The following is an 18,948-nucleotide window of genomic DNA, read 5'->3' as shown; positions in this document are numbered from 1 at the left end:
CCGGCGCTACTTCTCGACGAATCTGCCCAGGGTCGCGACGAGGGTGGGCTCGGTGATCTCCATGTAGAGCTTCTTGTCCGGCTCGAGGCGGACCACATGCGGGCAGGAGATGTCCTTCGCCTCCAACTTCTTGTCCAGGAGCTTCTTGCCGGTGGCCGTCTCGTAGAGGTGCACGCGGTAGGTAGCGCGATACAGCACCCCGGTCCCCTCGAAGCGCTCGGGGTCGGTGCAGGTGCGGACCTTGGCGCCGGTCGCCACCCGGTCCACGCAGGCGACCAGCTGGATCGTCGTCGGGGGCTTGTCGTAGGACCAGGCGGTTTCCTTGTCCTTCGACTTCAGGAACCAGGTGTTGAACATCGTGTACGCCAGCCGGCTCTGGTCGCCCGTGTCGCCGTAGACGAGCGTCGGGTGCGGCGCCTTGCCGGTCCGCTTCGGCAGCATCGGCCAGTAGGTCTCACCCCGGCAGATCTCGTCCATGTCGAAAATGGTCGCCGGCGGGATGCCCTGCGCGACCGGGCCGGACGGGATCGGCTCCAGGTCGTCCGTGACGGCGGTCGACGGGGTGGGCCTGGCGCCCTCGGCCGGGGAGGACTCGCGGGTCGCGGCGCCGGCCGCGGACGACCGGGAGGCGGCGGGCGTGTCCCGGCGGTTCCCGGTCTCCGCCAGCACGGCCCCGACGAGTCCGGCCGCGGCGACCAGGAGGACGAACGTGGTGACCGCCAGGATGGCGATCAGACCGCGGGCGGAGAGCTTCTCCGGGGCGGCGACCGGGGCCGCGAGCAGGGCCGGCGGCGGAACGTAGCTGAGCGTCTCCAGGTGATCGACCGCCGCATGGTCGGCCGGCGCCCCCAGGCCCTGGATCGGTTCCGGCCACGGGTCGGTCGGCGCCTGGAGCTCCGCCGATCCGGTCGCCGGCTGGGAGCGCGCTCCGGCCCGGCTCGCCCACTGAGCGAGGGGCGCATGCTCGGTCTTGTCGGTGTCGCCGGACGAGGGGTCATCCGGCGCTGTGTCACCGGCCGGGGGGCCGTCCGGCTCGGTGTCGGCCCGCAACGGCTCAGGGGTGGCCGCGCCGGCCTCTTCCGAAGGCTCGGAGCCCGTCCCGTCCTCAGCCATGTTCCTCGATCAGCCTTTCCCTCACCCGGGAGGCGACTGTATCGAAAGGCCTCTCCGCACGCCTCGCCGGGTTGATCATCGCCCGGCGGGTGGCCGCACACGATCGGGCGGCGGGACGAGGACGCGCGTACAAGAAGAAGGAGCTGGAAGCGAAACGCGGACCTCGACCACGAAGGACCGGCACGGGACCGGTCAGTCCTCCTCGGTGAAGACGGTTTCGCGGCGGCGGCGGATGGCGGGAAGGGCGACCACGATCAGGGCCGCGGCGGTCAGGAGCAGGAGGCCGGCGGAGATCGGGCGGGACAGGAAGACGGTGGGGTCGCCGCGGGAGATGATCAAAGCGCGGCGCAGGTTCTCCTCCAGCAGTGGGCCCAGGACGAAGCCGAGCAGCAGTGGGGCCGGTTCGCAGCCGCATTTGATGAGGACGTAGCCGAGCAGGCCGAAGAAGGCGATCGCGTAGACGTCGTACTCGTTGAAGCCCAGTGAGTAGGTGCCGATCACGGCGAACAGCACGATCATCGGGAAGAGCACCTGGTACGGGATGCGCAGCAGCCGCACCCACATGCCGATCAGCGGCAGGTTCAGCAGGACGAGCAGCACGTTGCCGATCCACATGGACGCGATCAGGCCCCAGACCAGCTCCGGCTCGTCGTTGATCACGTTGGGGCCGGGGGTGATGCCGTGCACGATGAACGCGCCGACCATCAGCGCCATCACCGGGTGGGCGGGCAGTCCCAGGGTGAGCAGCGGGATGAACGAGGTCTGCGCGGCGGCGTTGTTGGCCGACTCGGGGCCGGCCACGCCCTCGATGGCGCCGTGCCCGAACTCGGCCCGCCGTTTCGAGATGCGTTTCTCGACGGCGTACGAGGTGAACGACGACAGCACGTGGCCGCCGCCGGGCAGGACGCCGAGTGCCGCGCCGAGCCCGGTGCCGCGCAGGATCGGGCCGACGATGCGGCGGCGGTCCTCCCGGGTGGGCCACAGACCCGCGACCTGACCCAGCAGAACCGGGCGGTCCCGTTCGTTCTCCAGGTTGCGCAGGATCTCGGCGATGCCGAACATGCCGACGGCGACGGACACGAAGTCGATGCCGCCGTAGAGTTCGCGCTGGCCGAGGACGAACCTCGGCGTACCGGTGTAGATGTCCTGGCCGACCGTGCCGAGCAGGATGCCGAGCGCGATCATCGCGAGGGCTTTCAGCGGCGAGCCGCGGGCCAGGGTGATCGATACGATGAGTCCGAAGAGGACGAGCGCGAAGTAGTCGGCCGGGCCGAACTCGAGGGCGACGGCGGCCAGCGGCGGGGCGGCGACGGCCAGGACGACGGTGGCGACCGTCCCGGCCACGAAGGAGCCGATCGCGGCGGCCGCGAGGGCCGGTCCGGCGCGGCCCTGGCGGGCCATCTCGTGGCCGTCGAGGGCGGTGACCGCGGCCGACGACTCGCCGGGCAGGTTGATCAGGATGGCGGTGGTGGAGCCGCCGTACTGGGCGCCGTAGTAGATGCCGGCCAGCATGATGAGTGCGGTGACCGGTTCGAACTCGAAGGTGATCGGCAGCAGCATGGCGACCGTGGCGGTCGGGCCGATGCCGGGCAGCACGCCGACGGCGGTGCCGAGCAGCACTCCGACGAAGCACCAGAGGACGTTCTGGATGAGCAGGGCGGTGGAGAAGCCGAGGACGAGGTTGTCGAGGAGGTCCATCACCAGCCCCACAGCGGGAGCCGCAGCTGGAGCCCGACGATGAAGATGAGCGTGGCGGCCACGGTGAGGCCGGCGGCCACGGCCAGGGCGGTGAGCGGCCGGACCCGCCGGCCGGCGAACGCGGTGAGCAGCGCGGTGACGAAGGACGTGGGGACGAAACCGAGCGTCCGGACGAAGACGCCGAAGAACACGACCGCCACGGTGACGAGCACGATGGCGCGCCACGGGACGGCCTCGAACGGGAGGCCGGATCCGGCGACGAGGCCCTTCACCACGATCGCCAGGCCCAGGACGGTCACGATCGCGCCGACCAGCAGCGGGAAGTAGCCGGGGCCCATCCGTAGCGGGGTCCCCCGGTCGTAGCCGAGCGACCCCACCACGAACGCGCCGCCGATCACGGCGAAGACTCCCCCGGCGAGCACGTCCGGGAGTGACCGTCGGCGCTGCATCTACGAGGCCTGTACGCCGGCGTCGGCGATGACCTTGCCCCAGGTCTCGATCTGCTCCTCCAGATGGGCGCGGTGCGTCTCCGGGGTGGCGTCGGCGGCGGTGACCGGCGCGGTGCCGAGTTCCGCCATCTGGTCGATGACCGCCTGGTCGGCCAGTGCCTTCTGGAGCGCCCCGGACAGTTTCTGGACGACCTCCGGCGGCGTTCCGGCCGGCACGTACAGCCCGTGCCACACGCTCACCTGGAGTTGCGGCATCCCGGCCTCGGTGGTGGTGGGCACGTCGGGCAGGCTCTTGACCCGTTCCGGGGTGGTCACCGCGTACGCCTTGATCTTGCCCGCCGTGATCTGGCCGCTGGTGTTGGTGGTCTGGTCGCACATGAAGTCGACCTGCCCGCCGACCAGGTCGGTGAGCGCCGGCCCGGTCCCCTGGTAGGGCACCTCCTGGAGTTTGACCCCGGCCGCCGACTGGAAGAGCAGCCCGCACAGGTGGGAGGCGGCGCCGCGCCCGGCGTTGGCGAGGGTGACCTTGTCCTGGTTGGCCTTCACGTAGGCGGTGAGGTCGGCGAGGGTGGCGGGTGGGAAGTCCGGCCGGGCGACGACGGTCATCGGCACCTCGGTGACCAGCCCGACGGTCGCGAAGTCCTCGAGCGGCTGGTAGCCGAGGTCCTTGTAGAGGGCTGGCGCCGTGGACATGCCGATGTGGTGCATGAGAACGGTGTAGCCGTCCGGCTCGGCCTGGGCGACCTGGCCGGCGGCGACCGTGCCGCCGGCGCCCTCGACGTTCTGGACGACGATCTTGCCGCCGAGCGCCTCGGCCATCGGGTCGGCGATCATCCGGGTGACGGTGTCGGTGGGGCCGCCGGCGCTGAAGGGCACGACGATGGTGATGTTCTGTTCGGGATAGCCGGTGGTGTCCCCGTCCCCGCCGTCGCCGCCCGGGGAGCAGGCGGCGGCGAGCGACACGGCGGCGAGCGCGGCGATTATCCGCGGCCTGCGCGTACCCATGTTTCGACCTCCTTGTCGAAGCCTCGGAACTTCCTCGATGACCGTATTCGCATATCGAGGTTGATCACTAGAGGAGCCACCTTGCCGAGTGCGGCCAGGTGCCGCTATGTTAATCGAAAATCACATATCGATGAACGTAGCCACACCCGCGTAACACCCCGTACGAAGGTGGGAAGCTAATGCAGAATCTCAGTAGACGACGTGTCCTCACCATCGGTGCCGCCCTCGGTCTGGTGGGCGTGGCCGACCCCTCGAAGGCCTGGGCCTGGTCGTCGTCCGGCTCGATCGCCGCGACGGACACCGTCACCGACCCGTGGGGTGTCTGGGACGACGCCACCGACCCGCTGCTCGCCGACCTCCTGGAGAACGGTCGGATCCCGGGCGTCAACACGGCGTTCGAGAAGTGGGTCAGGAACGGCGACGCGCTGCCGAGCGGCATCCCGGCGGCGCTCACCACCTGGCTCCAGGGGCACAACAGGCTGCCGTCGTGGGCCGATCAGACCAAACTCGACCGGGCCGCCCAGTTCAACAAGCGCATGAGCATGTACCTCTTCCTGCTGTACGGCCTGGGCAGCGGCATCATGAGCACGGTCATCCCGCGGGAGGCGCGCAACGTCTACTGGTCCGAGGGCGGCGCCGTGATGAAGTCGCGGGCGGCCAAGACCTTCACCTACGGGTACGACCTGAGCGCCGTCGACGCCTTCAAGCCGACCGGCCACTTCGTCGTCACCTCGAACAAGACCCGCCTCACCCACGCCGCGGTCCGGCACCTGCTGCCGCAGTCCTCGCACTGGCGGGCGGTCACCGACGACCAGGACTTCATCCCGATCAGCAACGGCGACATCCTGATCACCTTCCACAGCCTGGGCACCTTCGTGCACGGCAAGCTGAAGTCGTGGGGCATCCGGATGTCGGCCGCCGAGGAGGAGGCGTTCCTGCACATGTGGCAGGTGGCGCTGCACCTGCTGGGCGTGCGCGACGACTTCATCCCGGCGACCTGGGCGGCGGCCAGGGCCCAGTCGCAGTACGCGCTGACGCCGCTGCTCGCGCCCACCCCGGAGGGCATCGACCTGGCCGACATCCTGCTCGGGCTGACCTCGCAGGTGGACCTGGGCGTCACCAAGGGCTTCCAGCGGGAGTTCGCCCGCTACCTGCTCGGTGACCAGGTCGGCAACTGGCTGAGGCTGCCGCGCGACTACGCCTCCCGCGCGATCATCGAGGTGGGCTGGCCGGCGTACGTGGCGTTCCGGGAGGGGACGTCGGGGATCATCCCGACCACGTACTCGCTCTTCGACCAGTTCATCCGCGGCGTGGCGATGCTGTTCCTCAACAACGGGACGTCGGCCACGTACACGCCGATCACCATCCCGACCGGCAACCGGGCCGGCACCTGAGCGGTCAGAGCGTGAGGGCGCCGATGACCAGCGCGGTGACGGCGTCCCGGTGGCCGGGCGTGTTCTCCCAGCGCAGCGCGCGCCCGGCCTCCACCACCACACCGAAGCCGGCGTGCACCAGCAGCCGGGCCTGACGCGCGTCCAGCTCCGGGCGGACGCCGCGCAACTGCTGCTCCCAGACCGCGATGTGCTCCCGCTGGGCGAGGATGAGCGGCCGCTTCAGGTCGTCCGGCAGGCCGGCGATCTCGGCCTCGGCGACGCTGTTGAGCGCGTCGTGCTCGAACTTGTAGGCCACGTACGCCGCGGCCAGCGCCTCCACCGCCGCCCGCGGGCCGGCCGCGTGCTCCAGGCTCCGCTCCACCGCCTGCGCGAGCAGCCCGGCCGCCTGGAGGCACGCCGCCACCAGGATGTCGACCTTGCCGGGGTAGTGCCGGTAGATCGCCGACGGGGCCAGACCCACCGCCTGCGCGATCTGTGCGTTCGTGACGGTGGCGAACCCGTCCCGGGCGAACAGCGGGACGGCCGCCGCGAGGATCTCCGCCCGTCTGGTCCGCGGCACCGGCGAGGCGGGCGGCTCGACCAGCCCGGCGCTGCCGGCGGCGGCCGACGGGTCGGTGGCCGCCACGTGCAGGGCCGAGCCGAGCAGCAGATCCTCGATCCGGCGCTGGGCGATCGAGGTGTGGTGCATGGTGATCGACCCGATGGCGCCGAGCGCCGCCACGGCCCGCAGGCGCGCCTCCGGAAGCGGGAACTCGCCGGCCACCAGCTCGGTGACCCGGCCCACCACCTGCTCGAACTTGGCCCGCAGCCGGCGACGGTCGGCGGCCTCCAGGTAGCGGGCCTCCCACCGGTACAGACCGCCGGAGGCGCGATGCGCGACCGTCACCCGGGTGACGGCGGCGAACACGTCGCGGAGGGAGGCGACCGACGGCGCCTCCCGCAGAGCGAGAACGAGCCGGTCCACCATGACCTCGGCGCACTCGGCGAACAGCGCGTACTTGTTCGGGAAGTGCCGGTACAGCGCCGCGGCACTGATGCCGACCCCGGCGGCGATCTCCTCCATCGACGCGGCGTGGTAGCCGCGTTCGCTGAACACCTGACCGGCGGCCTCGACGATGAGCTGCTTGCGGTTGTGCGGGCGGGTGGCCGAGGCCGGCCCGGCCGTCACCGCATCACCTGGTACCGGAGCATGAGCGCTAGTCAATCACAGCGTCTCCGAGCCGGCCGGTGACCCATTCGTGGAAGGCGCCGATGTGGTGCTCGGACGGGACCAGGACCCCACCCCGGGCGTACGCGCGGGAGCCCATCGCCGGCTGGCACCGCTCGCAGGCCTCGAAGTCCTGCACGTTCACCCGGTGGAACAGCTCCACCGAACGGGACACGTCCCGGCCGGACTCCACCACCTGTCTCGAGTAGAGCCAGTCGCACTCGACGATGGTGCGGTCGGCGGCGACCGGGTACATCCGGTGCAGGATGATGTGGTCGGGCACCAGGTTGACGAAGACCTGCGGCTTGATGGTGATCGCGTAGTAGCGCCGGTCCTGGTCGTCGGTCACGCCGGGCAGCTTGGCGAAGCCCTCGCTGCCGTCCACGGTGAAGCCCTGGATGCCGGTGCCGAACTCGGCCCCGTGGCCCACGTAGTACTGGGCCGCGTACCCGTCGGCGAACTCCGGCAGCACCTCGGTCAGCTCCGGGTGGATGGTGGCGCAGTGGTAGCACTCCATGAAGTTCTCGACGATCAGCTTCCAGTTGGCCCGCACGTCGTAGGTGATGCGCCGGCCCACGTCGAGGCTGTCGATCTCGTACGAGTCGATCGCCCCCAGATCGCCGAGCCGCTCGACGACCGCGCCCGTCACGTCGTCCTCGAACGACGGCGGCTCGTCCGCCAGGCACACCCAGACGTACCCGATCCACTCCCGCAGGTGAACGGTGACCAGCCCGTACTCGACGCGGTCGATGTCCGGCATCCTCGTCAGGTTGGGCGCCGCGATCAGTTTTCCGTCCAGTCCGTAGGTCCAGGCGTGGTAGGGGCACTGGATGGCCCGCCGCACCTCACCGGCCGGTTCGGTGCAGAGCTTCGCGCCCCGGTGCCGGCAGACGTTGAGGAAGGCGCGCAGCACACCGTCGCGGCCCCGGACGATGACGACGCTCTCCCGGCCGACGTCGACCGTCCGGAAGCTGCCCGGTTTCGGCAGGTCGGCGGCCCGCGCCGCGCAGATCCACATCCGCTCGAAGATCCGCGACTGTTCCATTGTGAAGATCGTGGGGTCGGTGTAGTAGTGGCCGGGCAGGGTGGGGATCAGGCTTGCGGTCACGGCCACTCCTCATGAGCGGATGCGTTCCATCTTCGGGTCGAACAGCGGTTCCGCCCGGACGGTCGCCGGCAGCCGCACGCCGAAGTACTCGACGGCCACCGCGGTGCCCGGCACGGAGAGTGAGGCGGGCAGCCATGCGTACGCGACGGTGCGGCCGACGGTGTAGCCGTAGGAGGCGCTGGTGACGTAGCCGGCGGGCGCCCCGTCGGCGTACACCGGCTCCTTGCCCATCACCACGGCGGCGGGGTCGTCGAGGGTGAGGCAGGTGAGGCGGCGGTCGGGCGACGCCGTGCGTGCTTCGAGGGCGGACCGCCCGATGAAGTCGCCCTTGTCCATCCGGACGGCGAACGCCAGGCCGGCCTCGTAGGGATCATTTTCGGTCGTCATGTCGGTGCCCCACGCCCGGTAGCCCTTCTCCAGGCGAAGGCTGTTGAAGGCGCTGCGACCGGCCGCGACGATGCCGTGCTCCCGGCCCGCTTCCCAGAGGATGTCCCACAGTTTGAGCCCGAGGTCGGCCGAGGTGTAGAGCTCCCAGCCGAGTTCACCCACGTAGGAGAGTCGCATCGCGGTGACCGGGACCTCGCCGAGGTAGGCCCGCCGGGCGCGGAAGTACTTGAGACCGGCGTTGGAGAAGTCGGCGTCGGTCAGCGGCTGGAGGACCTCGCGGGCCCGCGGACCCCACAGGCCGATGCAGCAGGTGCCGCCGGTGATGTCCCGCAACTGAACAGAATCGGGCAGGTGTCGCCGCATCCAGTCCTCGTCGAGCGGCCCGTTCGCACCGACCTGGAACGTCTGGTCGCCCAGCCGGGCCACGGTCAGGTCGCTGCGGATGCCGCCGTGAGAATCCAACATCAAGGTGTACGTGACCGAGCCGACCGATTTATCCACGTTGTTGGTCGTGAGGCGCTGGAGGAAGCCGAGCGCCCCGGGTCCGCTCACCTCGAAGCGCTTGAGCGGTGTCATGTCGTACATCGCGACGCGTTCCCGGGTGGCGGCGGCCTCGGTGGCGGCGATCGGTGACCAGTAGCGGGCCGACCACTCGTCCCGCGGCGGCGTCACGGCCGGGGCGTTCGACGCGTACCAGTGGGGCCGCTCCCAGCCGGCGCCCTCCAGGAAGACCGCGCCCAGCTCCCGCTGCCGTGGGTGGAACGGGCTGGTCCGCAGGGGGCGCGGGCGGTCCATCGGCTGCAACGGGTGCACGACGTCGTACACCTCGATGAAGTTCTGTTTCGCCCTCTCCTCGACGTAGCGGGGCGCCAGTTGCACCGTCTCGAAGCGGTGCAGGTCGCACTCGTGCAGGTCGATGCCGGGGTCACCGTCCACGAGCCACCGGGCGACGGCCCTCGCCACACCGGCCGAGTGGGTGACCCAGACCGCCTCGGCCACCCAGAATCCGGCCAGTTCCCGGTGTTCGCCGAGCAGTGGGAAGCCGTCGGTGGTGAACGAGAAGACGCCGTTCATCCCTTCCTCGACCGCGGTGCCGGCCAGGTCCGGCAGCAGGGCGACGCTGTCCCGCCAGGCCGGTGCGAAGTCGTCGGCGGTGAACGGCAGGACGCTCGGCATGACCGGCGCCTCGGCCGGGGAGAGGAAGTCGCGGACCGGCATCGGGCGGTGGCCGTAGGAGCCGATGCCGAGGCGGTCGCCGTGCTCCCGGAAGTAGAGATCCCGGTCCTGGTGGCGCAGGATGGGCCTGGTCGCCTCCAGGACCGGGTCGTTCACGCCGGCCAGCGCGGGCACCGGGCCGGTCGTCGCGTACTGGTGGGCCAGCGGCAGCAGCGGCACGGTGAGCCCGGCCATCCGGCCGATCCGCGGGCCCCAGAAACCGGCGGCGCAGACCACGATGTCGGCCGGGACGAAACCCTGATCGGTCTCCACGCCGGTGACCCGGCCGGCGCTCTGCCCGATGCCGGTGACGGTGTGCCCGCCGAGGAAGCGGGCGCCGCGCCCGATCGCGCGGCGGGCCTGGGCCTCCACGGCGCGGACCGCCTTGGCCAGACCGTCCGTGGGCACGTGGAATCCGCCGAGGATCCGGGCCGGGTCGAGCAGCGGGTGCACGGCGGCGCACTGGTCCGGGTCGAGCAGTGCGGCCTCGACGCCCCACGAGGTGGCCAGCCCGTACCGCCGCTTGAGGTCGTGCAGGCGGGCCTCGGTGGTGGCCACCTCCAGGCCGCCGACCCGCCGGAAGCACCACCGGCCGTCGAGGGTGAGGCCGCTGAGCTTCTCGACCGTGTAGGTGGCCAGCTCGGTCATGGTCTTCGACGGGTTCGTCTGGAAGACCAGGCCCGGGGCGTGCGAGCTGGAGCCGCCGGGGGTGAAGAGGCGGCCCTGGTCGACCACGGTGACGTCGGTCCAGCCGCGCTCGGTGAGCTCGTCCGCCAGGGCACTGCCGACGACGCCGGCACCGATGATGACTACGCGAGGAGGCTTGGCCATGGGATCCCTGCGTTTCGTTGAGCGCAACCGGATCTGGAATACGCAACAGCTTCAACGCACAGTCAGGCCCGCGTCAAGCCATGAATCCCATCCGCCCGCTCACCTCGCCGGCAGCGGTGATCACCCGCTTCGCGATCTCCGGGAACGCCGCCCGGTCCAGCCGGTACGCCGGGCCGGAGACGCTGAGGGCGGCCACCACCGAGCCGTCGGCGCCCCGGATCGGCGCGGCCACGGCGTTGAGGCCCACCTCGTACTCCTCGCTCGTGGACCCCCATCCGGCCGACCGGACCGCGTCCAGTTCGGCGGTCAACTCGCCTCCGCCGACGAGGGTGGCGGGGGTGAACCGTTCGAGCGGCTCGGCGAGGACGGCGGCCCGGACCGGCTCGGGCGCGAACGCCAGCAGCACCTTGCCGCTGGACGTGGCGTGCGGCGGCGTCTGCCGGCCGACCCAGTTGTAGCTGGTCACCGAGGCGGCGCCGCGGCTCTGGGTGATGTTGACGACGCGGCTGCCGTCCAGGATGGCGATGTTGACGGTCTCCCCCAGGTCGGCGGCGAGCCGGTCGCACACCTCGTGGCCCTGCCGGCTCAGGTCGAGCTGCGCGGCCACCGCCCCGGCGAGACGCACGACGCCGAGGCCGAGCCGGTAGGTGCCACGCTCCTGGGCCTGCTCCACGAAGCCCCGGCTCTCCAGGACCGCGAGCAGGCGGAACGCGGTGGACTTGTGCACACCGAGCTCCCGGCCGATCTCGGTGACCCCGGCGCTGCGGCGCCTCGCCAGGATCTCCAGGATGCTCAGGGCGCGGTCCACGGACTGCACGAGGGCGGGACCCGGCTCGGGCTCGTTGCTCATGGCGCAACACTAGGGCAGGAATTTCAGGCAGGTTGCGAGATTCGACCGGTATCTGTCGCACTCTTGACTATCGATCAATCCCCCGACAGGCTGTTGCGGATCTCACTGACTGTTTCGTGTTCCACAACAGGGGGCGATTACCGGCGTGGAGAAAGTCGCGATCGTCGGGGCCTCCCTGTCCGGCCTCGCCGCCGCACGCGCGCTGCGCCGTCGGTCCTTCTCCGGCGAGATCATCCTCATCGGAGCCGAGCGCCGCCACCCCTACGACCGCCCGCCGCTGTCCAAGGATTTCCTGACCGGCGCCCGCACCGAGGAAGATCTCGCCCTCGACCACGAGGACCTCGGGATCGACTGGCGGCTGGGCGTCACGGCGACCCGGCTGGATCCACGCGGGCGCAGCGTCCGTCTCGACGACGGCACGGAGGTCCGGGCGGACGGCGTGGTCATCGCGACCGGAGCACGGGCCCGGAAGCTCGGCCGTTCCCGGACGCTGCGGACGCTGGACGACGCCATCGCCCTGCGCGAGGACCTCCGGCGGCGCCCGAACGTGGTGATCATCGGCGCGGGCTTCATCGGCGCCGAGGTCGCCTCCAGCGCCCGCTCGCTCGGCTGCGACGTCACCGTCGTCGAGGCCCTGGACACCCCGCTGGCCGGGCCGCTCGGGCCGGAGATGGGCGCGGTCTGCGCGGGCCTGCACGGCGACCACGGGGTCCGCCTGCGGACCGGCGTCCCGGTGCGCGGGCTGACCGGTTCGGATCGGGTCGAGGCGGTCGAGCTGGCCGACGGCACCCGGCTGCCGGCCGACGTCGTGGTGGCCGGGATCGGCGCGGAGCCCGATGTGGAATGGCTGGACGGATCCGGGCTGGCCGTCGCGGGCGGGGTGGTGACCGACGCGTACGGCGCGACGAGCCTGCCCACCGTGGTGGCGACCGGCGACTGCGCGGTGGCCGCGGGCGTCCGCTCCGAGCACTGGTCGCACGCCATGGACCATCCGGCGACCGCGGTGGCCACCCTGCTCGGCGCACCACCGCCACCGGCCCGGCAGCCCTACTTCTGGTCCGACCAGTACGGCGTGCGCATCCAGTTCGCCGGTCGCCGGGAGCCGGGCGACGCGGTCCGGATCGTCGAGGGCGACCCGGAGCGGCGGGACTTCCTGGCCGTCTACGAGCGCGACGGGCATCCGGTCGCGGTGCTCGGCATGAACCGGCCGAAGTCGTTCACCCGATGGCGCCGCCAGGTGCGCGCGGTACCTCAGGAGGCCTGATGTTCCAGCCCGTGTGCCCGCTCAGCACGATCCCGCCGGGAGAGGCGTACCGGTGGGAGACCGACCCGCCGGTGGCGATCTTCCACACCGAGGACGGGGAGGTCTTCGCCATCGACGACACCTGCACGCACCAGGACGCCTCGCTGGCCGACGGCTGGCTGGAGGGCTGCGAGGTGGAGTGCCCGCTGCACGCCTCCCGGTTCGACCTGCGCACCGGCGCGGTCGACGCGCCGCCGGCGAAGAAGCCGGTCCGCACCCACCGGGTCCGGGTGGCCGACGGCGTCGTCCACGTGGCGCTCTCCGAGCAGGCCCGCCCATGACCGACCGGTACGACTTCGTCATCGTCGGAGGCGGCTCGGCCGGCTCCGCGCTCGCCGCCCGGCTCTCCGAGGACCCCGCCACCAGGGTCCTCGTGCTGGAGGCGGGACGCCCGGACTATCCGTGGGACGTCTTCATCCACATGCCGGCGGCGCTGACCTTCCCGATCGGCAGCCGCTTCTACGACTGGAAGTACCAGTCGGAGCCCGAGCCGCACATGTTCGGCCGCCGGATCTACCACGCCCGCGGCAAGGTCCTCGGCGGCTCCAGCAGCATCAACGGCATGATCTTCCAGCGCGGCAACCCGCTGGACTACGAACGCTGGGCCGCCGACCCGGGCATGGCGGACTGGGACTACGCGCACTGCCTGCCGTACTTCAAGAAGATGGAGTCGTGCCTGGCCGCCGACCCGGACGATCCGTTCCGCGGCCACGACGGCCCGCTGGTGCTGGAGCGCGGTCCCGGGACGAACCCGCTGTTCCAGGCCATGCTGGAGGCGAGCCGCCAGGCCGGATATCCGGCCACCGCCGACGTCAACGGCGAGCGCCAGGAGGGCTTCGCCCTCTTCGACCGCAACATCCGCCGGGGTCGCCGTCTCAGCGCGGCCCGCGCCTATCTTCATCCCGCCATGAGAAGACCCAATCTCACGGTACGGACACGCGCACACGTCTCCAGGGTGATCTTCGACGGGAAGCGGGCGGTGGGCGTCGAGTTCACCACCCGCCGCGGCGGCGCTCCCCGACGGGTGCGCGCCGGTGAGGTCGTCCTCTGCGGCGGCGCCGTCAACACGCCCCAGCTGCTGCAACTGTCCGGTGTGGGCAACGCGGCCGAACTGTCCGCCCTCGGCGTCGACCCGGTCCACCACCTGCCCGGCGTCGGCGAGAACCTTCAGGACCACCTCGAGGTGTACGTCCAGTACGCCTGCACGCAACCGGTGTCGATGCAGCCGTACCTGAAATGGCGGCACCGGCCCTGGATCGGCGCGCAGTGGCTGTTCCTGCGCGGCGGCCCGGCCGCGACCAACCACTTCGAGGCGGGCGGCTTCGTCCGGTCCAACGACACCGTGGCGTACCCGAACCTGATGTTCCACTTCCTGCCGATCGCGGTCCGCTACGACGGCTCGGCGCCCGCCGGCGGCCACGGCTACCAGGTGCACGTCGGCCCGATGTACTCCGACGCCCGGGGCAGCGTGAAGATCGTCAGCCGGGATCCGCGGGAGCATCCGGCGCTGCGGTTCAACTACCTCTCCACCGATCAGGACCGTCGCGAGTGGGTGGAGGCGGTCCGGGTGGCGCGCGACATCCTCGGCCAGCCGGCGCTCGATCCGTACAACGGTGGCGAGATCTCCCCCGGTCCCTCGGTGGCGTCGGACGAGGAGATCCTCGACTGGGTGAGACGGGAGGGCGAGACCGCGCTGCACCCCTCCTGTACGGCCAGGATGGGTGTCGACGAGATGTCGGTGGTCGATCCGGGGAGCATGCGGGTGCACGGAGTCGACGGGCTGCGGGTCGTCGACGCCTCGGTCATGCCGTACGTCACGAACGGCAACATCTACGCCCCGGTGATGATGGTCGCCGAGAAGGCGGCCGACCTGATCCTCGGCAACACTCCCCTGGCGCCCGAGCCGGTCGCGTTCTTCCGGCAGGACAGCGCCCGGTGACCGCCACCCGGGAGATCCGCAACCCGGCCGACGGCAGCCTGGTCGCCACGGTTCCCGAGCACACCCGCGGCGACACGCTCGCCGCGATCACGGTGGCCCGGCGGGCGTTCGACGACGGCCCGTGGCCGCGCGTCCCGGCGGTCGAACGGGGAGACCTGCTGCACCGGGTCGCCGCCCTGATCGACCGGGACGCCGGGGAGCTGGCCCGCGCCGAGTCGCTCGACACCGGCAAACGCCTGGTCGAGAGCGAGTACGACATGGCGGACGTGGCGAAGTGCTTCCGCTACTTCGCGGGCATCGCGGCGACCGACGCGGGCCGGGTCATCGAGACCGGCCGCACCGACGCGATCAGCCGGATCACGCACGAGCCGATCGGCGTGTGCGGGCTGATCACCCCGTGGAACTATCCGCTGCTCCAGACGTCCTGGAAGGTCGCCCCGGCGCTGGCGGCCGGGAACACGTTCGTGCTGAAGCCGAGCGAGCTGACCCCGTCGACCGCGATCCGGCTGATCGGCCTGCTGGCCGAGGCCGGGCTGCCGGACGGGGTGGCGAACCTGGTGCTCGGCGCCGGTCCCGAGGTGGGCGCGCCGCTCGCCGAGGACCCCCGGGTCGACCTGATCTCGTTCACCGGCAGCCTGGCCACCGGGCGGAGGCTGATGGCCGCGGCCGCCGCCGCGGTGAAGCGGGTGGCCCTGGAACTCGGCGGCAAGAACCCGAACGTCGTGTTCGCCGACGCCGACGTGGAGACCGCTGTCGACTTCGCGCTCACCGCGGTCTTCCTGCACTCGGGGCAGGTCTGCTCGGCCGGGGCGCGGCTGATCGTCGAGGAGTCGCTGCACGCCGAGTTCGTGGACGCGGTCGTGGAGCGGGCCGCGCGGATCCGGCTGGGCGGCCCGTTCGACCCGGACGCCGAGACCGGGCCGCTCATCTCGGCGGCCCATCTGGCCAAGGTGGAGGCGTACGTGGCGGCCGGGCTCGCCGAGGGCGCGAAGCTGCGCTGCGGTGGGCGGCGGCCGGACGACCCGGAGCTGGCCGGCGGCTTCTACTACCTGCCCACGGTTCTGGACGGCTGCCAGTCCGGGATGAGCGTGGTGACCGAGGAGTCGTTCGGGCCGGTGCTCACCGTGGAGACGTTCCGCGGCGAGGACGAGGCGGTCCGGATCGCCAACGACACGCACTACGGGCTGGCCGGGGCGGTGTGGACGCGGGACGCCGGGCGGGCGCAGCGGGTCGCCGGGCGGCTGCGGCACGGCACCGTGTGGATCAACGACTACCACCCGTACGTGCCGCAGGCCGAGTGGGGCGGGTTCAAGCAGTCCGGTGTGGGCCGCGAGCTGGGCCCGCGCGGCCTGGACGAGTACCGCGAGGTCAAGCACGTCTGGCAGAACATCGACCCACGGCCGCAGCACTGGTTCCGTCCCTGAACATTGGAGTTGTCACGATGACCACCGAGGCCGTCATCTCGGTCCGGGACCTGTGGAAGGTGTTCGGGCCCAAGGCGGACCGGGTGCCACGCTCGGCCGAGCTGGCCGCGCTGTCCCGGCGTGAGCTCGCCGACCGGACCGGCTGCACGGCCGCGGTCCGGGAGGTGTCGTTCGACGTGGCGCCGGGAGAGGTGTTCGTGGTCATGGGCCTGTCCGGGTCCGGCAAGTCGACGCTGGTCCGCTGCCTGACCCGGCTCGTCGAACCGACCGCCGGGAAGGTGGTGTTCGAGGGCGAGGACATCCTGGACGCCGGCCGCCGGCGGCTGCGGGACCTGCGGCGGCACAAGTTCTCGATGGTCTTCCAGAACTTCGGGCTGCTCCCCTACCGGCAGGTCATCGACAACGTAGCGTACGGGCTGGAGATCCGGGGCGCCGGCCGGGCCGAACGCGACCGCCGGGCCCGGGAGGTCATCGAGCTGGTCGGCCTGGACGGGTACGAGCACAGCTACCCCGACCAGCTGTCCGGCGGCATGCAGCAGCGGGTCGGCCTGGCCCGCGCGCTGGCCGTCGACCCGGACGTACTCTATTTCGACGAGCCGTTCTCGGCGCTGGACCCGCTGATCCGGCGGGACATGCAGACCGAGATCTGCCGGCTGCACCGCGAGGTCGGCAAGACGATGGTGTTCATCACCCACGACCTGTCCGAGGCGCTGAGGGTCGGCGACCGGATCCTGATCATGCGGGACGGCGCGGCCGTGCAGTGCGGCACCGGCGACGAGCTGGTCGGCGCGCCGGCCGACGACTACGTGCGCGACTTCGTCCGGGACGTGCCGAAGGCGCAGGTGCTCACGCTGCGCCGGGTGATGCGGCAGCCCCGCCCGGACGACGCCCTGGACGGCCCGGAACTCGGGCCGGACGTGATCGTCCGGGACGCGGTCCGGACCGTTCTCGGGGCTAGCGCACCGGTCCGGGTCGTCCAGGACGGGAAGCTGCTCGGCGTCGTCACCGGCAACCAGATCCTCACCGTCGTCACCGGTGCGGAGGCCGGCGTCTGATGGCTGTCACGACCCTCGCCGCGCCACGGTCCACCGGCCGCCGGATCGGCCGGCCGGTGCTGGTGGCCGCGGTGCTGCTGGCCTGGGTGGTGCTGTGGATCCCGGTGCACGGCATGCACACCCTCGGCCTGTCCCCGGCCGACCTGACCCCGCTGCACCGGTGGCTCAACGACGTCAACGACACGGTCGGCGCCAACCGCAACAGCAGTCCGGTGTTCCTCTACTTCTTCAACGAGATCCGGGCGGCCATCGACAGCCTGGTCACGTTGCTCCAGGACCTGATCGCGCAACCGTCGTACGGGCGGCCGGTGCCGGTGCTGGGCTGGCTGGGCGTGGTGGCGCTCGTCGCGTACGTCTCCTGGGCCTTCGGGAACTGGCGCGTAGCGCTGCCGGCCGCCGGCGGGTTCGTCCTCCTCGGGTTGCAGGGCCTGTGGACCGAGAGCATGGACACGCTGGCCCTGACCCTGGCGGCGGTGGCGATCTCGCTGCTCGTCGGCATCCCGCTGGGCGTCTGGGCGGGGCTGTCCGACCGGTTCCACCGGCTGATCACGCCGGCGCTCGACTTCATGCAGACCATGCCGACCTTCGTCTACCTGGCCCCGCTCACGCTGCTGTTCCTGATCGGGCCGGCGTCGGCGACGATCGCCACGCTGATCTACGCGATGCCGCCGGCGATCCGGCTGACCGCGCACGGGATCCGCTCGGTACACCCGTCGGCGGTCGAGGCGACCGAGTCACTGGGCGCCACCGGCCGGCAGAAGCTGTTCAAGGTGCTGCTGCCGCTGTCCAAGCGCACCATCGTGCTGGGCGTCAACCAGACGATCATGGCGGCGCTGTCGATGGTCACCATCGCGGCCCTGATCGACGCGCCCGGCCTGGGCAAGTCGGTGGTCAAGGCGTTGCAGACGCTGGACGTGGGCACCGCGTTCAACGCCGGCCTGGCGATCGTGGTGCTGGCGATCGTGCTGGATCGGGTCACCACGGCGGCCGGTGACCGGGTTCGCCGGACCGGGCCCGCCTCCCGGCTGCGCCGCCCGCTGGTGGCGCTGTTCGGGATCCTGACCGCGGCCTGCTGCTACATGTCCTACACGTACGTGTGGGCCGCCGAGTTCCCGGACACGTACCGGATCGGCGGCGCGATCTCCCGGGGCGCCGACACGGTGACCGTGTGGGCGCAGGACCACCTGTTCGCCGTCACCGACGCGGTCAAGAACCTGGTCACCTACGCCCTGCTGAACCCGCTCCAGGCGCTGCTCACCGAGTCGCCGTGGTGGCTGGTCGCGGCGGTGGCCGTACTGCTCGCCGCGCTGGTCGGCGGGGTGCGCGCCGCGGTCGTCACCGTCGCCTGCCTCGCGCTGCTGATCGGCACCGGCCTGTGGCAGGACGCCATGACCACCTTGGCCATGACGATCGTGGCGACACTGCTGGTGATGGTGCTCGGGATCGTCTTCGGCGTGTGGATGGGCCGTAACCGCCACGTCGACCGATTCGTCCGCCCGGTCCTGGACGCCGGGCAGACCATGCCGGCGTTCGTCTACCTGGTGCCGTTCGTGGCCCTCTTCGCGGCCACCAGGTTCACCGCGATCGTCGCGGCGGTGGTGTTCGCCGCGCCGGTCGCCATCAAGATCGTCGCGGACGGCGTGCGCGGCATCCCGGCCACCACGGTCGAGGCCGCCACCGCCGCCGGGTCCAGCACCTGGCAGCTGATCACCAAGGTGCAGCTGCCGATGGCCCGGCGGTCGCTGACGCTCGCCGCCAACCAGGGCCTCATCTACGTGCTGTCGATGGTGGTCGTCGGCGGTCTCGTCGGAGCCGGTGCGCTCGGTTACGACGTGGTCGCCGGCTTCTCCCAGAGCCAGTTGTACGGCAAGGGCCTCGCGGCCGGGGCGGCCATCGTGCTGCTCGGCATCATGCTCGACCGCATCGCCCGCGCCTCGTCCCCCTCGAACACCCGGAAAGGTCACTGAATC

At 71.4% G+C, this 18,948-nt stretch carries 15 protein-coding genes; 7 read left to right on the top strand and 8 right to left on the bottom strand.

Going from position 1 to position 18,948, the window contains the following annotated elements:
• Nucleotides 1-6: 6 nt before the first annotated feature.
• The 4 genes from KZ829_RS12135 to KZ829_RS12120 all read right to left on the bottom strand — a co-directional run bounded on the left by KZ829_RS12135 (nt 7) and on the right by KZ829_RS12120 (nt 4,265).
• Entirely contained in the window at nt 7-1,113 is a 1,107-nt protein-coding gene (locus KZ829_RS12135) for a hypothetical protein (RefSeq protein ID WP_220143945.1), read from the bottom strand.
• Nucleotides 1,114-1,305: 192 nt separating this feature from the next.
• Nucleotides 1,306-2,811 carry a tripartite tricarboxylate transporter permease gene (locus KZ829_RS12130; RefSeq protein WP_220143944.1) on the bottom strand — a complete coding sequence of 502 codons (1,506 nt, stop codon included), beginning with the start codon at nt 2,809-2,811 and terminating at the stop codon, nt 1,306-1,308.
• Nucleotides 2,811-3,260 carry a tripartite tricarboxylate transporter TctB family protein gene (locus KZ829_RS12125; RefSeq protein WP_220143943.1) on the bottom strand — a complete coding sequence of 150 codons (450 nt, stop codon included), beginning with the start codon at nt 3,258-3,260 and terminating at the stop codon, nt 2,811-2,813. Before KZ829_RS12125 ends, KZ829_RS12130 begins: the two co-directional genes overlap by 1 nt.
• Nucleotides 3,261-4,265, bottom strand: coding sequence for a tripartite tricarboxylate transporter substrate-binding protein (locus KZ829_RS12120; RefSeq protein WP_220143942.1), 1,005 nt, complete (start codon nt 4,263-4,265; stop codon nt 3,261-3,263).
• Between the two features lie 179 nt (nt 4,266-4,444).
• Here KZ829_RS12120 and KZ829_RS12115 point away from each other — a divergent pair, with 179 nt between their 5' ends.
• Nucleotides 4,445-5,659, top strand: coding sequence for an oxygenase MpaB family protein (locus tag KZ829_RS12115; RefSeq protein ID WP_220143941.1), 1,215 nt, complete (start codon nt 4,445-4,447; stop codon nt 5,657-5,659).
• A gap of 4 nt (nt 5,660-5,663) precedes the next feature.
• Here KZ829_RS12115 and KZ829_RS12110 read toward each other — a convergent pair whose 3' ends face one another.
• The 4 genes from KZ829_RS12110 to KZ829_RS12095 all read right to left on the bottom strand — a co-directional run bounded on the left by KZ829_RS12110 (nt 5,664) and on the right by KZ829_RS12095 (nt 11,257).
• Nucleotides 5,664-6,827, bottom strand: a complete 1,164-nt coding sequence (locus KZ829_RS12110) for a TetR/AcrR family transcriptional regulator (protein ID WP_220143940.1) — start codon at nt 6,825-6,827, stop codon at nt 5,664-5,666.
• A 28-nt stretch (nt 6,828-6,855) separates the two neighbouring features.
• Nucleotides 6,856-7,974, bottom strand: a complete 1,119-nt coding sequence (locus KZ829_RS12105; protein WP_308285445.1) for an aromatic ring-hydroxylating oxygenase subunit alpha — start codon at nt 7,972-7,974, stop codon at nt 6,856-6,858.
• 9 nt (nt 7,975-7,983) lie between these two features.
• The gene (locus KZ829_RS12100; protein WP_220143938.1) at nt 7,984-10,407 is read right to left on the bottom strand and encodes a GcvT family protein; all 2,424 of its coding nucleotides are present in this window, start codon (nt 10,405-10,407) and stop codon (nt 7,984-7,986) included.
• A gap of 73 nt (nt 10,408-10,480) precedes the next feature.
• On the bottom strand, nt 10,481-11,257 hold the full coding sequence (locus KZ829_RS12095; protein ID WP_220143937.1) for an IclR family transcriptional regulator: 777 nt from the start codon (nt 11,255-11,257) through the stop codon (nt 10,481-10,483).
• 145 nt (nt 11,258-11,402) lie between these two features.
• On the opposite strand from KZ829_RS12095, the gene KZ829_RS12090 reads away from it, so the two are divergent.
• Genes KZ829_RS12090 through KZ829_RS12065 form a run of 6 tightly spaced genes read left to right on the top strand, consistent with a single transcriptional unit; the run spans nt 11,403 to nt 18,945 of the window.
• The gene (locus tag KZ829_RS12090; RefSeq protein WP_220143936.1) at nt 11,403-12,521 is read left to right on the top strand and encodes an NAD(P)/FAD-dependent oxidoreductase; all 1,119 of its coding nucleotides are present in this window, start codon (nt 11,403-11,405) and stop codon (nt 12,519-12,521) included.
• Nucleotides 12,521-12,841, top strand: a complete 321-nt coding sequence (locus KZ829_RS12085) for a bifunctional 3-phenylpropionate/cinnamic acid dioxygenase ferredoxin subunit (RefSeq protein WP_220143935.1) — start codon at nt 12,521-12,523, stop codon at nt 12,839-12,841. The genes KZ829_RS12090 and KZ829_RS12085 overlap by 1 nt, the downstream gene beginning before the upstream one ends.
• Nucleotides 12,838-14,499, top strand: coding sequence for a choline dehydrogenase (betA, locus tag KZ829_RS12080; RefSeq protein ID WP_220143934.1), 1,662 nt, complete (start codon nt 12,838-12,840; stop codon nt 14,497-14,499). Before KZ829_RS12085 ends, betA begins: the two co-directional genes overlap by 4 nt.
• Complete coding sequence (locus KZ829_RS12075) at nt 14,496-15,923, top strand: aldehyde dehydrogenase family protein (protein WP_220143933.1); 1,428 nt, start codon at nt 14,496-14,498, stop codon at nt 15,921-15,923. Before betA ends, KZ829_RS12075 begins: the two co-directional genes overlap by 4 nt.
• A gap of 17 nt (nt 15,924-15,940) precedes the next feature.
• Nucleotides 15,941-16,978, top strand: coding sequence for a quaternary amine ABC transporter ATP-binding protein (locus tag KZ829_RS12070; RefSeq protein ID WP_220143932.1), 1,038 nt, complete (start codon nt 15,941-15,943; stop codon nt 16,976-16,978).
• The gene (locus KZ829_RS12065; protein ID WP_220143931.1) at nt 16,978-18,945 is read left to right on the top strand and encodes an ABC transporter permease subunit; all 1,968 of its coding nucleotides are present in this window, start codon (nt 16,978-16,980) and stop codon (nt 18,943-18,945) included. The genes KZ829_RS12070 and KZ829_RS12065 overlap by 1 nt, the downstream gene beginning before the upstream one ends.
• The last annotated feature ends 3 nt before the right edge of the window (nt 18,946-18,948 follow it).

This window comes from Actinoplanes hulinensis (assembly GCF_019429605.1).
GTDB lineage: Bacteria > Actinomycetota > Actinomycetes > Mycobacteriales > Micromonosporaceae > Actinoplanes > Actinoplanes campanulatus.
Note: the sequence above shows the minus strand (reverse complement) of the source record. Positions and strands in the feature narration are given on the sequence as shown.